Here is a 16,051-nt window from a genome sequence, read left to right on the forward strand (position 1 = left end):
AAGTTAATTACAAAAGAGGTTATGAAAAATTTTCTATATAAAAGTTCTAATAATATTCTGATATCAGAAAGGGAAAATCCATGGCCAGCTCTGGTTTTGGATGACTGGATCAAAACCTATAAAACTCTCCATCTTTGGATGCAGGTTATAGGTAAAATAAAACTTAGCTTCTCTCCTAAGCTTAATCACTGGTGGCATATAACTTTTACTCCAACAGCTGAAGGCCTTACAACAGGACTTATCCCTTATCACAATTCATACTTTCAAATAGACTTTGATTTTATAGATCATAAACTGTATATCAAAACCAATGAAGGTAAGTTTGACAGCCTGGATCTATATTCCAGATCTGTTGCTGATTTTTATATTGAAACAAAAGAGAAACTGAGACATCTTGGTATTGATATTAACATCTGGACCACTCCTGTTGAAATGGAAGAAAGAATTCCCTTTGAAAGAGATTTTACACACAAGACATATGATAAAAAGTATGTCGAAACCTTTCATAAAATTCTATTGTGCGTAGATCATGTCATGAGGGTTTTCAGATCCGAATTTACCGGGAAGAGCAGCCCTGTTCATTTCTTCTGGGGAGCAATGGATATTGCAGTGACCTTCTTTTCCGGTAAACATGCTCCTACACATCCTGGAGTGCCTAATGTGAGTAAAGAGGTAATGGTAGAGGCTTATTCAAAAGAGTTAAGCAGTTATGGTTTCTGGCCTGGTCTTGGGCTTGGTGAACCTGCTTTTTATGCTTATGCGTATCCTCAACCGGACAAATTCAATACAGCAAAAATGCCTGAGGGAGCCTATTACAATGAGACCTTAGGGGAGTTTATATTGCCTTATGAGAAGGTAAGAGAATCAGAATCGCCTAAAGAAATGATATTATCATTCTTTAAAGCTGTATTTATAGCATCTGCAAAGCTAAACAACTGGGATGAAGGTCTAATCTGTTACAAATAAATGAGGCATTAAAACAAAGACCTTCCTTTTGTTTATGATAACTATTTTTTGAGGTCTTTAATGAACATACAGATCACTTTGTCATTGTTTTCCTTAAGGTAGGCTACATCTGCAGAATCAAATTCTGCCATAGCTTTATACTTAATTCTAATGAGTCTTAATCCCTGCAATATATTCATCAGCAATAGTGCATATTCCTCTTTATTCACCTCACGAAACTCTTGCTTATCTATACCAGTCTGAATAATGTTGCCGACCAGCTCAATTTCAAGTTTGTAAAAGTCTTCTACGACTTTACCAAATATTGGCTTTGAATTAAAAAATGACTCTGTTTTAAGTTTGGAAAGGTTGAGGAGGTTTTGAAAATAGTCAAGACGGTATTTCACATAGTGTTTTAGCTGAGAAGCAGCGTCCGTTTCGGCATTCATATGTTTATTCATTTCAGCCAGAAACTCCTCCTGTTCTTTTTTGATTACAGCCTGAAAAACAGCTTCTTTGTCGGGGAAATAATAGTAAAGTGAAGCTTTACCCATTCCCACATCTGCAGCTATTTCATTCATGGTTGTTTTACATAAACCATAGTGCCCGAATCTTTTCTGGGCAGCATTCAGAATGATATCAAGCTTTGAAGAGTCTTCCGATTTTGTTTTTTCTGTCATTCAAAAATATTTTCAAACTCTAAATTTATCATTTTTTTTGATCTTTTTACAAAAAAAGCTTACACTACCAGTTGGCAGGAAATTCAGAATGCTGTGACCATTTTTCTGCGGCTTGCATATTAGTCTGTGAATCGTTTTCCAGTTGTTCCTGAATGTATTTTAACGGAAGCCTTATATCATAAAGTTCCAAAAGGATTTTAAAGCTTTTTGCAAAATCTTCTTTAGCTTCTTTCTTGTTATTTCCCCATGACAGGGCTCCTATTTTTGTATTCAGAAATACAGTATAATCATCAATGGGATTAGTATTAAAATAAGAATATTGAGAAGCCCCGAAAAACATACGAGACAACCATGCTGATTTTACCTGAAATGTGATTTCTCTTTTCATAACCGGACTATTTTTGTTGGAAGAAAATATTTCCCTCTGCCTAAGCAGAGGGAAATTACAAATAAACACAAATTAACCAGGTACAATCTTCTGAAAACAAAAGACCGTATCGGGCTCTAATTTTCTGATATTAATTCTTTGTTTAATTGAAATTCGTCTTGCACTTCAGAAACAGTCTTTTTATTTCTGTAAGCAATTTTTGAAACTGCAACAAACAAAACCGGGACTATAAATATGGCCAAACCCGTCGCTGCAAGCATACCACCAAATACTGTCCACCCAATTGTCTGTCTCGATACTGCTCCTGCACCTGTTGCAAAAACCAGAGGCAAAACTCCAAGTATAAATGCAAAAGATGTCATCAGGATTGGACGTAATCGAAGTCTTACGGCTTCAAGGGTCGCTGCAACAATCTCCATTCCATGATCCACTCTTTCTTTTGCAAATTCCACTATAAGAATTGCATTTTTAGCTGCAAGTCCGATTAGTGTAATTAAACCAATTTGTGCATATACGTTATTGCTCAGTTTAGGAAGCAAAGTAAGCGTAAGTATGGCACCGAAGGCTCCTAGCGGCACGGCTAGCATTACAGAGAATGGTACAGACCAGCTCTCATATAGCGCTGCAAGAAACAAGAATACAAACAATACAGATAATGCAAATATATATACTGTAGTTGATCCTGATTTAATCTCCTCTCTGCTCAATCCGGAAAACTCATATCCATAGCCAGCTGGCAGCACTTGTTCTGCTACTTCTTTCAATGCTACGATGGCTTCACCACTGCTATAGCCAGGCTTAGGCACTCCGTTTATTTCAGCTGATCTGAATAAGTTATAATGAGGCACAACAGGTGCGCTTTCAATAACATTATACGAAACAAGTGTGCTTAAAGGTATCATCTGACCTTTATTATTTCTTACATAATATTGATCAAGATTATTCATGTCTTTTCTATATAAAGTATCTGCCTGTGCCACAACTCTGAATGTACGTCCATAGGCAGTGAAATCATTGATATACTTCCCTCCCATATAGGTCTGAATGGTACTGAACACTTCAGTGACAGGCACTCCCATCAATTCGCATTTAGTTCTGTCTACATTTATTTTATAACCGGGAGCTTTTGCCGTAAAGAAAGTAAAGGCTCTTGCAATTTCAGGTCTCTTGTTAGCTTCCATTACAAATGATTGAACCACCCTTTCAAAACCTTTAATGTCATCGTTACTTTCCCTTTGTTCCAATACAAAGCTGAAACCTGAAGCATTACCTAAACCTGGAATTGGCGGAGGGGGAATAACAATGATGTTGGCTTCCTTAATTTCTGAAAATGCTTTCTGGAGCTGACCAATAATGGCTTCTACCTGCATGGCCTTATCCTTTCTGTCTTTCCAAGGTTTCAGCTGACAGAATAAAGTTCCGCTGTTGGATTTCGAAGCAAAGGTGATTGCATTCAAGCCTCCAAGTGCAGCATAGTGCTGAATGGCTGGTATCCCGTCTATTATTCCCATCATTTTTTTCAACACTGTTACTGTTCTTGTTGTAGAAGATGCTTCAGGAAGTTCAAATGTGATCAGCAAACGACCTTCATCTTCTGTAGGAATAAAGCCCGTTGGTTTTGCTTTAAACATTCCTACTGTTCCAGCAAATAAACATACCAGTAATACCAATACAAGTGGGGCCTTTTTAATTGTTTTCTGAACACCTGCAGAATAAGAAGCTGTAACTCTTGCAAACCAGTTATTGAATTTAAAGAAGAACTTGTTCAACCCTTTTGAATTCTGATCAAGATGCATCGGTTTAAGTAGCAATGAACATAAAGCTGGAGTAAGAGACAAAGCTACGAAAGCTGAAATCAACACGGAGACTGCGATTGTAATTGCAAATTGCTGATACAATCTTCCTACGATACCAGGAACAAATCCTACAGGTACGAACACCGCAGCAAGGATGAGGGCGATGGCAATTACAGGTCCTGAAATATCCTTCATGGCTTTGATAGTTGCCATTTTTGGAGAAAGACCTTCGTGATCAATATAGTGTTGTACAGCTTCCACAACAACAATGGCATCATCCACAACTATACCAATGGCGAGTACGAATCCGAACAATGTCAGGGTATTTATTGTAAATCCTAAGGGGATAAAGAAAATAAATGTACCTATAATGGAAACCGGTATGGCAAGTATCGGGATCAATGTCGCTCTCCAGCTTTGCAAAAATAGGAACACAACGATTACAACCAATATCAAGGCTTCCACCAATGTATGTACTACTTCATTGATTGAAACGTCCACAACCGAAACTGATTCAAATGGTACCACATATTGCACATCGGAAGGAAATGATTTTTTCAGTTCGTCCATGGCTTTGGTAACTCCTTCTGCCACTTCCATTGCGTTACTTCCTGGCGCCTGATAAATAAGAAGGTATGATGATCTCATGCCGTCTACAAAGTTGTTGTTGGCATAATTGTATTTCCCAAGCTCTATTCTTGCAACATCTTTCAGATACACAATAGATCCATCCTGAGGTTTGGTGCGAACTACTATATTCTGGAAATCCGATTCTTTTTCAAGCATACCATTGATCTGAATGGTATATTCAAATGCCTGATCATTTGCCTGTGGAGCGGCACCGGTAGAACCTGCTGCCACCTGCATATTTTGCTGCTGAAGCTTTGTAATTACTTCACTTGCTGTAATTCCATACTGCGCAAGTTTGTCCGGTTTTAACCAGACACGCATACTGAAGTTATCTGCTCTGCTGAAGATATCCCCTACTCCTTTCACCCTTAAGAGTGCATCTTTTATGTATATGTTTACATAGTTATCAAGGAATTTTATATCGTGTGTACCTTTAGGGGAATAAAGAGCAACGAGCATCAGAATAGAAGGATTACGCTTTCTGACTGTAAGACCAACTCTCTTTACATCATCAGGAAGCTGTGGAGTAGCAACACTCACACGGTTCTGAACATCCAGTGTTGCAATATCTACATTTGTGCCCACATCAAAGGTAACGTTCATTGTCATGCTTCCGTCACTTGTTGCATTGGTTTGAATGTATGACATCCCGGGAACACCGTTCACCTGCGACTCTATAGGAGTTGTCATGGTACGCTCAACTGTCTGAGCATCTGCTCCTGAAAAGGCTCCTGTCACCTGAACCAATGGCGGCGTAATTTCAGGATACTGACTCACCGGAAGGCTTATCAGCGTAAGTATCCCTACGATTGTGATAACAACCGAAATAACAATTGCTGTTACCGGTCTTTTAATGAATATATCTGCTATCATATATTTTCCTTTAAAACCCTAAGTTTATTTAGCGGAAGCTGTCGGCTTCTCTGTGTTGATTACCACAGCCGAACCATCACGAAGTTTCTGTACTCCGTCGACAACAATATCTTCGCCTTCTGATAGACCATCGTATATAACTATATTATGACCAATGACCGGTCCAGGTTTAATTTTACGCTGTCTTGCTGTATCCTGACTTACAACATATACAAAGAATTCTCCCATTTGCTCAGTCACTGATTTCTGAGGAATAACAGGAAGTTTCGATGCATTTTTGTTTTCAACTCTTATGTTACAGCTCATACCTGCTCTTAAATTTCTTTGACCGTTAGGAAATGTAAGTCTTACTTTTAATGTTCCTGTTTGTCTGTCTACAGCTCTGTCAAGAAAGAGAATTTTCCCTGGATGACTATAAACACTGCCATCTGGCAATACTATAGTAAATAAGGAATCATTCTTGGAAATCTTTCTTTTTTCCAGTTCAAGAAACCTGTTGATCTCCTTTTCACTGATTACAAAATCCACAGCAATAGGATCGTTGGATGAAATTGTATTGAGTCTGGTTTGTCCGCCTGTAACAAAGGCTCCCTTTTTTACAAGAGAAATACCAATTGTTCCGTCAAACGGAGCATATATAGTTGCATGTCTCAGATCGGTCTTTGCTCTTAATAATTCAGCTTCTGCAACTGCAAGCTGGTTCTCTGCATTTTCAAGATCTGTTGCAGAATATTCAAGTTTCTGCTGAGTAGCCATTCCTCTTTGTCCAAGTTCGCTATAACGCTTTGCATCATTTTTCGCTTTTTCAAGATTTGCTTTTGCAATCTTTACATTGGCTTCAGCTTGAGCATTAGACGCAGCATATTTACTTTGTTCAATTTCGTATAGCTTTTGCCCTCTTCTGACTAGCTGTCCTTCCTGGAAAGATATATCTGTTATGAAACCGCTGACCTCACTGCTTATTTCTACTTCATCCAATGCAACTACATTTCCCGGATAGAAGCTATGATAAACGGCATCTTCAAAATTTACTTTCTGCAAGTTTACAGGAACGTTTGTTGCCTGCATATTTGGAGCAGGACCTTTACATGAAAAATTCAGTATTGCTAACCCGACTAACAAAAAAGCACCTGATAATAAATTTCTATTCATATCCATTGGAGTATTCTGGTTATTTGTGTTTTCTTAAATCAATTTGTTACTTATTAAATGAGGAGCGACTAGAACTTATTTTCTGATATTCCCCATTGCTTTGTCATAATCTGCTTTTGAAAGCAAGGCTCCATATAATGCGTTATAATAACTTGTCTGAGCATCTATCAATGAGGCCTCTGCTGTCGTAACCTCTATGTTGAGAGCGATTCCATGTTCGTATTCAGCTCTCAATACCTGCAAGTTTTCTTGTGCTAGGTCAAGGTTTCTTTTCTGAATCTTTAAAGATTGCATGCTGTTCTCCAGATTTATCAATGCCTGATCTACTTCTAGGTTAATTCCTTTTTCTAGAGCAACTTTATTATTATCAATCACCTCTTCTTCTATCTTCTTTTGCTGCACTTTATAGTGCGTTGCAAAACCTGAGAATATTGGTACTTGTAATCTAAGCCCAACCGATGAATATTGATACCAGCGGCTACTTTGCGTAAGGTTTTCAATCTTGGAGGCCGAAGGTGTATATCCTGTGGAAGCAACTGCAAAGAGCCTTGGGTAATGACCTCCCCTGGTAGTCTGAAGATCTAACTTGCTTAATCTTTTTTGAGACTCAATGATAGAATATTCAATCCTGTTCGAATAATTAACTTTTTGTTTGGCTCCCAGGATTTGTTCCACCTCCAACAGTACATTTTCAGATAATGTATCTGTAAGATTTAATGGGTTTTCCTCTGGCAGGTTCATTTGATATCTTAATATGGCACGGCTTAATTCAACTGCTCTTATTGTCTTTTCCTTCTCCTCTCTCATGTTATTAAGGCTTACCTCAATTCTGCTCACGTCTATCTTTCTGGCAAGGCCAGTTTCATATCGGGCAATAGTCTCTTTGTACAAAGAATCCATCCTTTCAAGATTCTTGTGAATTGCTTTAAGTTGCTTCTCATTCACCAGCACTCCGTAATATGCCTTTGTTACATTTACAGTCATATCAATCTGTGACTTTTTAATTGTCTGATCAGCTATAACTTCCGAAGCATTTGCAGCCTTCAGCCCAGAGAAATGAGCCATATCAAATAGTACCTGAGATGCAGATACCGAAGGGACAAGTTGATTGGGTAGGGCAAGTTGCAAAGGAACAACAGCTCCGGGAGCTGCAGAGGTCATCAGTCCGATTCCACCTTCAAGGATATTTTTCTGTACCTGAAAAAAGTGATTGAAATCTGCATTTCCACTCACTTGAGGAAGCAATAAAGACCTTACCTCTCCTTTTTTAGCCGAGGTCATGTTTCTCTGTAAAACTGAATTTTTAACAGTAAAACTATTGTCCATAGAATAATCAATAGCCTCTTTTAATGAAAAAGCAGTGGGCCCATCTGATAGTGTCTGGGACCTTATACTTGTGACAATACCAATTAAAAAAAGCAAACAATAAATAACTCTCATAAAATACATACGTGCAATACGCTAATTATCAATAATATATTTGTCCGATTAATATTTTTTTCGAACATTAGACTAGTTTGGTTGATAAAATTATAAAGCAAATGTAAATTAAGTTTTCGACTATTTTACTAAATTATTCGAAAAGTTTTTAATTATTTTTGGGACTCTGGTTTTAAAAAAATGGGATGAAAAAATGAATTCTCAACATAAATGATTCAGATAAAAAGTAGAATTATTTAAGGTTTATTAAAAAGCAAGAATTGATATTATGAATCAAAAATAAGGGAAGACATGTAGGTTATAATAGACGAAAATGATAGTTTTGGCCTATTAATTTAATTAGTATATGTCAGAGGATTCTCCATTCAGAAAGGATAAGAAACAAGATCTTGAAAATCAGTTAATATATAGAAAGTCGTTATTGAAAGGGCAAACAAAAAAAATTGCTCAGGATAATATTAAACTTAAAGAGAATCTTAGACAGGTTGTGAGAAATTTTCTAAAGAAAGAAGAGGAATAGGTATAAAAAAACGAGGAAGTACCGGTTTCCCGATGACTCCCTCTTTGGCAACCTTGGATTTATTGAATATTTTTAAGAAACCATTTTTATATAACTTTCTTTTTCTCCTTCACAAACGGGACAACTATAATTATCAGGAAGCAGATTAAATGGCACACCTGGATTGATGCCGGCAACTACATCACCTATTGTCTGATTGTATATTGTAAAACAGGTTTTACACTGAAAGAGATCGATCTCAGGTTTAAGCAATCTTGTTTGAACAGGAGCCTCATCTTCTTTTTTCTTATTTAACTGCGAATAAAAAATAAGACAAAGACTTTGAAGCTTTTCAGCCAGTTCACTTTCAGAAATGCTTTCTTCAAATGATATCAATTCAGAATTGGTGGGATCAAAATCTTCTGTGTGAAATATGGAATAAGTATTTTGAGCCTCATTATAATTGAACCTGATAATGATGTTACCATAACTGTCAGCTTCCTGCGTGCTTATTCCAAAGCAAATCCCATATGTACGTATATCTTTTCTGTCAAAAATATTTACGAGTTTGTTTTTAAGCTCAAGAGCCTTAAGGTTCAGATCCGGCAATTGCCAGTGCAACTCAAGCGCAGAATGCCTGATGTTGATTCCATGCTTACCTAAAAGGACCTCCCATTTTACCCGCTCTTCATCCTTGATATCTTTTATAAGCAACGACTTCCATGTTGTCAGATTAATTTTACCAATTCTAGCTTCGTTACATATTTCACAAACATCAAGTATAAACTCAATCGGATATTCATAATTTCTCCTGTAAATCCCAAGCCAGTAAACACCTGCCATAGGGTTAAGACCTTCATAGTAAGGGATAGATCCTTTTACAATATTACATTTGCCGTCTACAGCTCTGCTATTGCTGATAACGTCTGTTGTTATCTTATTGAAAATTTCATTAAGGTCAGCAGGCTTGTTTTTATAATATAGTTCTTCGATTTTCTTTGAAAGAGGAGCTACATCATCTATATAAATTAATGCAGGCCATAATTCTCTTTGTGAAAATCCTGGAAGCTGTACATATAAAAACCAATAATTGCGGTGGTGAGAGGCAATGAAATTCAGATGCCCGGTAAAATGAGGTATCAGTCTTTGTGCAGGATCGGTTATATTGATTTTAAGCTTTGGCTGATAATCGAACTCCTCCAATACATCGAAAAAAGTATCAGCAGTTACCCAGATTGTAGATGGATATAGTCCCACACTTGCAGATGATGTTACTATATTGCTATGTTGTCCGGAAGATGATTCACATAAAAAGCTTAGCGATTTCAGATCATCTTTGAGCTTATTAGCTGTTTTGTCTGGACAGGTTAAATATATTTCCTGCCTTGAACCGAAATTAATGCCAGAGCAATTATGTTCTTTGGCACTCAAAGCAATTTTCTCAAGCTCTCCCGGAGATATGATTCCACCAGTTGTAAGTATTCTGATTACCTCTTCCATAGTTATTTTTGACAGGATTAAGTCTAGTTAATGAGCCATTGCCAACTTTTATTAAAATATAAAATCAGTAGACATAAAGTTAGATTGACGGTCTTGGGTGATGCCTCTAAACATTTCTTTATTGGCAGAAATTTCTTTTGCCGCTACCATAGCGCGGATGCTAAAGGTTCGCAGAGCGTCTACTACAGAAAGTGTACCTTCTCCTGAATCTTTTCTGCCGTTAAACGGATATACATCCGGACTACGCTGACACTGACTGTTAATGTTTACACGGCAAACCTGATTTACGAATTTATCAATAAGGCTGGCCATCTCTTCTCGATCTGTACCAAACAGACTTACTTGTTGTCCATAATTTGACTCCACCATGTATTGTATTACTTCTTCTATCTTTTCGAAGGAAACTATCGGTACCACCGGACCAAACTGTTCTTCATGATAAAGTTTCATATCCTTTGTAACAGGATACACAGCTGCCGGTGCATAGAAAGTTTGATGGACAGTTGCTCCTCCTTCGTTGATGATGGAAGCACCCTTAGAAATTGCGTCTTCAATCAGTTCATTAAGAAATGTAGGTTTTTCTGGTTCTGGTAAAGGAGTGATCTGAACATCTTTTTCCCATGGCATTCCCCATTTCAGTTTTCCCAGTGCTTCCGTAAACTTATAGTTAAACTCATCTACCACAGATTTGTGAATAAACAGAATTTTCAATGCAGTGCATCTCTGTCCGTTATAAGATAAGGATCCAAGAATACATTCATTAACTGCGAGATCTATATCGGCATGGTCTAAAACGATTGCAGGATTTTTTGCTTCCAGTGCAAGAACCGAGCGAAGTCTGTTTGGCTTTGGATGCTGCATCTTTAAGATATTAGCAGATTTGCTCGTTCCGATAAAAGCAAGTACATTGATTTTGCCGGTTTTCATCAATGGCCCAACTGTTTCACGGCCTCTGCCAAAAACTATATTGATAACTCCTTTGGGGAATGAATTCTTAAAGGCTTCCAAAAGTGGTCTGTGCAACAATACTCCTATCTTGGCAGGTTTAAATAAAACCGTATTCCCCATTAACAACGCCGGAATAAGAGTGGTAAAAGTTTCATTTAACGGATAGTTAAATGGCCCCATACACAATACAACACCAAGCGGGCACCTTCTGATTTTGCCAATGATTCCCTGTTCAAATTCATATTGAGCAGAATCTCTGTCTAGATTTTTGTAAGCATCAATTGTGTCAATGATATATTCTACTGTACGATCAAATTCTTTTTCTGAATCCTTTAAAGTCTTGCCTATTTCCCACATGAGTGTTTTTACAACAAGTGCTCTTTGACCTTTCATTGCAACCACGAATTTTTCCATGGCTTTGATTCTGTCTTCGACTGCCATCGTTGGCCACTCCCCGGTACCATTATTATATGCAAGGTATGCAGCATCAAGTGCTTCCAGCGCTTCCTTTTCGGTAAGTAATGGAGATGTGCCTAAAAGTTTTTTAACAGGACCATTATCAGTATCAAGGCAAACTGGAGAAAAAATATCCTGCATTCGGCCATTCCAATGACGGATCTCCCCATTTATGAGGTACTCTGTATGACCTATTGGTGATCCATAAGAGTATTGGGCAGGGATTTCTTCTTCAATTGGAAATAACGTTTCCAGATTCCACCAGATCAGATCTTTAGTTGTCATAGAATATTTCTGTTTTGTTTCTGATAATGTCTTTAAACAAACATAAATAAAAAAAATAAAAATAAGTAGTATTACTTACTTTTTTTGAAGATAAATTATATTTAGCATTAAATGTTAACATAAAATATTAAAAAGTATACATTTTATCCTAAGGTGCCTTTTAAAAACAGGTTATTTTATTAAAAAAGTATGATATTTTTAATTAATTAGTCTAAATATTATTAAGATAATCTGTTTAGACATCTTTTGCAATGATATTGTTATATCTAATTAAATTCCTTGTAAACAATATGTTAATTTCTGAGTAAATTCTTTTAGTAAAATCATTACATACGTAATAATACGTATAATTAGACCGTAAAATAAAATGATTTAGCAAATAAAAAAAGCTACCCAAAATTCAGGTAGCTTTTATTTATTAATTAACAACTAAACAATTCAAGCTCAATCAAGCATTTACCATTGAAAATCCTGTTAATCATTAAATCAATTACTTGATTAAACCTCTGAAGGGTTGATTAATACTGATATTTTCTGAATGCTTAATCCCTTTTAGGCTTTCACAAGCGAACCTTCGAGGATTGCCTTGACCTCAGGCTTGCAACTGCCACATCCCATTCCTGCTCCAGTAGTTTTACATAAGTCTGAAAAGTCTTTACACCCTTTTCTGATTGCAGTTTCGATATTGCCCTCTCCAACATTATTACAAGAACAAACAAGCTTACCTATGACTGGTTCAGCTCCCCCACCTTTTCCTCTAAGCAATTCTGTCCTTTTGTCAGATAATTCAGTTTGGTTTTGAATAAGTTCTTTAAACTCCAGAAACTCTGATTTATCTCCAAGTAAAATAGCTCCGACAAGTTTATCTTCATGGACGATACATTTTTTGTAATATCTCTGAGCCTGATCCAGAAAGGTTATTTCTTCATATTCATCTTTCCTGTCGTATGGTACTTCTGACAGACCTAGTGAGCAAAGCGCCAACCCTTCCATTTTTAATATGTTCATTGAAAGAGTTCCTTTGTAATAACTCAGCATATCTCCATTGAGATATCTGGCAATCACTTCGGCCTGCTCTTCTGCAGCTGCTGTAATTCCATAGAGATTATTATTAAACTCTGCCAGCTCTCCCATGGCAAATATATTCGGATCACTAGTCTGAAGGTATTCATTTACGACAACCCCTCTTTTAGCTTCCAAACCTGCCTGTTTAGGTATCTCAATGTTCGGACTTGTTCCGATAGCAAATACAACAGCTTTACATTCAAGCGTACGTCCACTTACCAGCTTTATTCCGGTAAGTTTTTCTCTTCCGGTAAAATACTTAACCTGATCATTGTAGAGTATTTCAACTCCTCTGTCTGTAACTTCCTCGTGCAGCAGTATACTGGCAGTCTCATCCAATTGCCTGTCCATTAGTCTGGAAGAACGTTGCAGTACTGTAACTTCGATACCTATATCTCTCAAAGATGCAGATAACTCCAGGCCAAGCAAACCAGCTCCAACGATCACAACATGATCCCCGGGAGCAGTATATTCTTTCAGTTTGTCTGCATCATGACGGGTTCTCATAGAAAATATACCTTCAAAGCTCAGGTCAATATCTTTTGGGAGAAAAGGCCTGCTTCCCATTCCTAGTATTAGAATATCATAACTATGAACTTCACCCTTCTCATCAGTAACGGTTTTATTTTCCTTATCAATGGAGGCTATACCATTACCTTGATGTAATTTAATTCCAAGCCCTTCACTCTCCTCGCATGTAAGCTTTACAAGTTTGTGCCATGGCAGTGCTCCACTGATATAGTCCGGAAGCATTACCCTGTTATAAAAAGGAAATATCTCTTTGCTGAAAACATGAATTTCATCTGTTGTATTTATTTCCCGATAATAACTTACAAACTTGCATGCGCCTGCACCTGCACCTATTACTATAATTTTCTGTTTAGGCTTTTGGTATTTTACTACTTCTACTGCAGAAAATTTAAAATCCGGTTCTTTGGATATTGGATCTATTAATGATCCCGTAAGGTTATTGGCTCTGGCAAAGCTTCTGTTCAGGATGCGCCCCCAATGCATTGGAAGGAAGACAACACCAGATTTTATATCCTGAGTTATCTTGGCATTTACTCTGACGCTACCTCTCTCATTGTTAATTAATACAGGATCTCCGTTTTTTATACCTCTGATCTCTGCATCGAGCGGGTGAATCTCAACAAAAGGACTGTCAATATGCTTCTTGAGTTTATTAACCTTACCGGTTTTAGTCATGGTATGCCACTGGTCACGAATCCTTCCTGTAGTAAGGATTAGCGGTAATTCAGAAGTGATAGCTTCAGAGTTGTTGTCATCCGGCACCGCATGAATTTTAGCTCTTTTATTAGGAGTATAAAACTGTTTATCGGTAAATAATCTTGGAGTTCCTTCCGAATCAGGTGAGGGAACAGGCCATTGCATAGATCCTTTTTCTTTTAACTTTTCATGACTAAGGCCACTGATATCAATATTGGTACCCTTAGTTAACTTGCAATGTTCAGCATAAATATCGGCAGGGCCATTATAATTAAAGGCTTCCCCATACCCCATTTTTTTTGCTAGCCTAATAAGGATTTCAGAATCAGGAATAGCTTCCCCCGGAGCCTCTGTGATTTTATTTAGATAGCTTATACGACGATCGGAATTAGTCATAGTACCGGACTTTTCAGTCCAGCCTGCTGCAGGAAGAACAAGATCAGCGAATTTTGCAGTATCTGATGTGTTAAAGACATCCTGAACTACTACAAACTTGGCATTTTTTAAACCTTCTTCAACGATATTTGAATTCGGAAGACTTACCAGTGGATTTGTACACATAATCCAGATGGCTTTCATTTTTCCACTTTTTAAGGATTCAAACATTTCAGTTGCAGATAGCCCTGGTTTGTCAGGGACAGAAGGTACTCCCCAGAAGTCTGCAATTTCTTTTCTGTGTTCTGGATTTTTCATATCTCTGTGAGCAGATAACAGATTGCTTAATCCTCCAACTTCGCGACCTCCCATGGCATTTGGCTGCCCTGTAAGAGAAAAAGGGCCTGAACCAGGTTTCCCGATTTGGCCTGTAATCAGACTTAAGTTTAATAAGCTTAAATTCTTATTAACTCCAACAACGCTTTGATTTAAGCCCATAGCCCACATTGTAATAAAGCCTTCAGCCCTGCCAATATATTCTATAGCCCAGCGAATATCATCCAGTTTAACTCCACAAATGTTAGCAGCTTCTTTAAGAGAGCGTTTCATTACCTGCTCTTTGTAAGCTTCAAACCCATCAGTGTGGTTTATGATAAAATCGATATCTATTCTTTCTCTTTCTATTAGTCCTCTTCCTATCGCATTATATAGGACGATGTCAGTTCCTGGATTGATCTGCAGATGGATGTCAGCCATGGAGGCTGTCTGGGTCTTCCTTGGATCTACAACTATAATTTTGGTGTTGGGATTTTGAGCTTTGTGAGCTTCGAGTCTTCTAAAAATAATCGGATGGCACCAGGCTGGATTTGCGCCAGTTATCAAAAAAGTATCCGCCAGTTCAATGTCATCATAGCTTACAGGTACTGAATCTTCTCCAAGTGCAAGTTTGTATCCGGCAACAGCTGAGCTCATGCATAATCTTGAGTTTGTGTCTATGTTGTTGGTTCCCCAAAATCCCTTTACCAGTTTATTCGCAACATAATATTCCTCAGTCAGCATCTGGCCTGAAGCATAGAGTCCAACGGAGTCCGGACCATATTTTTGGATAAAATTTTTGAAGACTGCGGCAGCTCTATCCAATGCACTATCCCATGAAACTCTTTGCATCTGGTCTCCCCTGCTGTAGCGCATCATCGGATACTGCAATCTGTCACTTTTATCATTTACCGTGTAGTGAAGATTCATTCCTTTGGAACAAAGCATTCCCTTACTTCCGGGATGATCTGGATTACCTTTTACATTGATCTTTCCCTTTTTATCTTTTTCAACTATGATACCACAACCAACTCCGCAATATGAGCAAGTAGATTTTAAACTTTCTTTATGGTTTGATGACATAGTATTACAATTTTAAATTACAAAACTCAGCTTGTTTTACATTTCTGGTATTATACTTACTACATTGATGGAGAAAAATAGTTAAATTTAGATTTTGTACTTAAAATTTAAACCTATTTTTCGATTTTTTATATCATTTTAGCCTTAAATACCTCACAAATCAAACATAGTGAAAAATGAATTAAAAAGTAAGTAAAACTACTTATTTTTTTAGATTAAAAATAAGTAGACTAAAAAATAGCTTTTATTGAATTATTCTAATATAAAGTGTTTGAAATTTACTTCTGGATAGATAAAAATAGAATTTTAAGGCAATTTGAAACGGTAGTCAGAGCTTTAACTTACACTTAGTACAAGAAAGTAAGAATAAAGAACTGGTTTGTATGGAAATAAG

Annotated in this window: 10 protein-coding genes; 2 read left to right on the forward strand and 8 right to left on the reverse strand. The window is 37.2% G+C overall.

Annotation, left to right across the window (positions count from 1 at the left end):
• Positions 1–21: 21 nt before the first annotated feature.
• The gene (locus tag K350_RS0100405; protein WP_051312727.1) at positions 22–966 is read left to right on the forward strand and encodes a DUF5996 family protein; all 945 of its coding nucleotides are present in this window, start codon (positions 22–24) and stop codon (positions 964–966) included.
• 41 nt (positions 967–1,007) lie between these two features.
• Here the strand turns inward: K350_RS0100405 and K350_RS0100410 are convergent, their stop codons facing one another.
• The 5 genes from K350_RS0100410 to K350_RS0100430 form a co-directional block, all read right to left on the reverse strand.
• On the reverse strand, positions 1,008–1,625 hold the full coding sequence (locus K350_RS0100410; protein ID WP_028978233.1) for a TetR/AcrR family transcriptional regulator: 618 nt from the start codon (positions 1,623–1,625) through the stop codon (positions 1,008–1,010).
• A 64-nt stretch (positions 1,626–1,689) separates the two neighbouring features.
• Positions 1,690–2,013: a hypothetical protein gene (locus tag K350_RS0100415; RefSeq protein WP_028978234.1), complete on the reverse strand. Its 324-nt coding sequence runs from the start codon at positions 2,011–2,013 to the stop codon at positions 1,690–1,692.
• Between the two features lie 116 nt (positions 2,014–2,129).
• Entirely contained in the window at positions 2,130–5,312 is a 3,183-nt protein-coding gene (locus K350_RS0100420; RefSeq protein ID WP_028978235.1) for an efflux RND transporter permease subunit, read from the reverse strand.
• A 24-nt stretch (positions 5,313–5,336) separates the two neighbouring features.
• Positions 5,337–6,464: an efflux RND transporter periplasmic adaptor subunit gene (locus K350_RS0100425; RefSeq protein ID WP_037573630.1), complete on the reverse strand. Its 1,128-nt coding sequence runs from the start codon at positions 6,462–6,464 to the stop codon at positions 5,337–5,339.
• 75 nt (positions 6,465–6,539) lie between these two features.
• Positions 6,540–7,904 carry a TolC family protein gene (locus tag K350_RS0100430; protein WP_028978237.1) on the reverse strand — a complete coding sequence of 455 codons (1,365 nt, stop codon included), beginning with the start codon at positions 7,902–7,904 and terminating at the stop codon, positions 6,540–6,542.
• 346 nt (positions 7,905–8,250) lie between these two features.
• Here K350_RS0100430 and K350_RS32175 point away from each other — a divergent pair, with 346 nt between their 5' ends.
• Positions 8,251–8,424, forward strand: coding sequence for a hypothetical protein (locus K350_RS32175; protein WP_156026791.1), 174 nt, complete (start codon positions 8,251–8,253; stop codon positions 8,422–8,424).
• A 72-nt stretch (positions 8,425–8,496) separates the two neighbouring features.
• On the opposite strand, the gene K350_RS26775 is transcribed toward K350_RS32175, so the two are convergent.
• The 3 genes from K350_RS26775 to K350_RS0100455 form a co-directional block, all read right to left on the reverse strand.
• Positions 8,497–9,903 (reverse strand): rubredoxin, encoded by a 1,407-nt coding sequence (locus K350_RS26775; protein ID WP_051312728.1) that lies wholly within the window; start codon positions 9,901–9,903, stop codon positions 8,497–8,499.
• A 51-nt stretch (positions 9,904–9,954) separates the two neighbouring features.
• Positions 9,955–11,592 carry an NADP-dependent glyceraldehyde-3-phosphate dehydrogenase gene (locus K350_RS0100445; protein WP_028978238.1) on the reverse strand — a complete coding sequence of 546 codons (1,638 nt, stop codon included), beginning with the start codon at positions 11,590–11,592 and terminating at the stop codon, positions 9,955–9,957.
• A 552-nt stretch (positions 11,593–12,144) separates the two neighbouring features.
• On the reverse strand, positions 12,145–15,657 hold the full coding sequence (locus K350_RS0100455; protein ID WP_028978239.1) for a nitrate reductase: 3,513 nt from the start codon (positions 15,655–15,657) through the stop codon (positions 12,145–12,147).
• Between the last annotated feature and the right edge of the window lie 394 nt (positions 15,658–16,051).

The sequence above is a fragment of the Sporocytophaga myxococcoides DSM 11118 genome, assembly GCF_000426725.1.
In the GTDB taxonomy this organism is placed as follows: Bacteria; Bacteroidota; Bacteroidia; order Cytophagales; family Cytophagaceae; genus Sporocytophaga; species Sporocytophaga myxococcoides.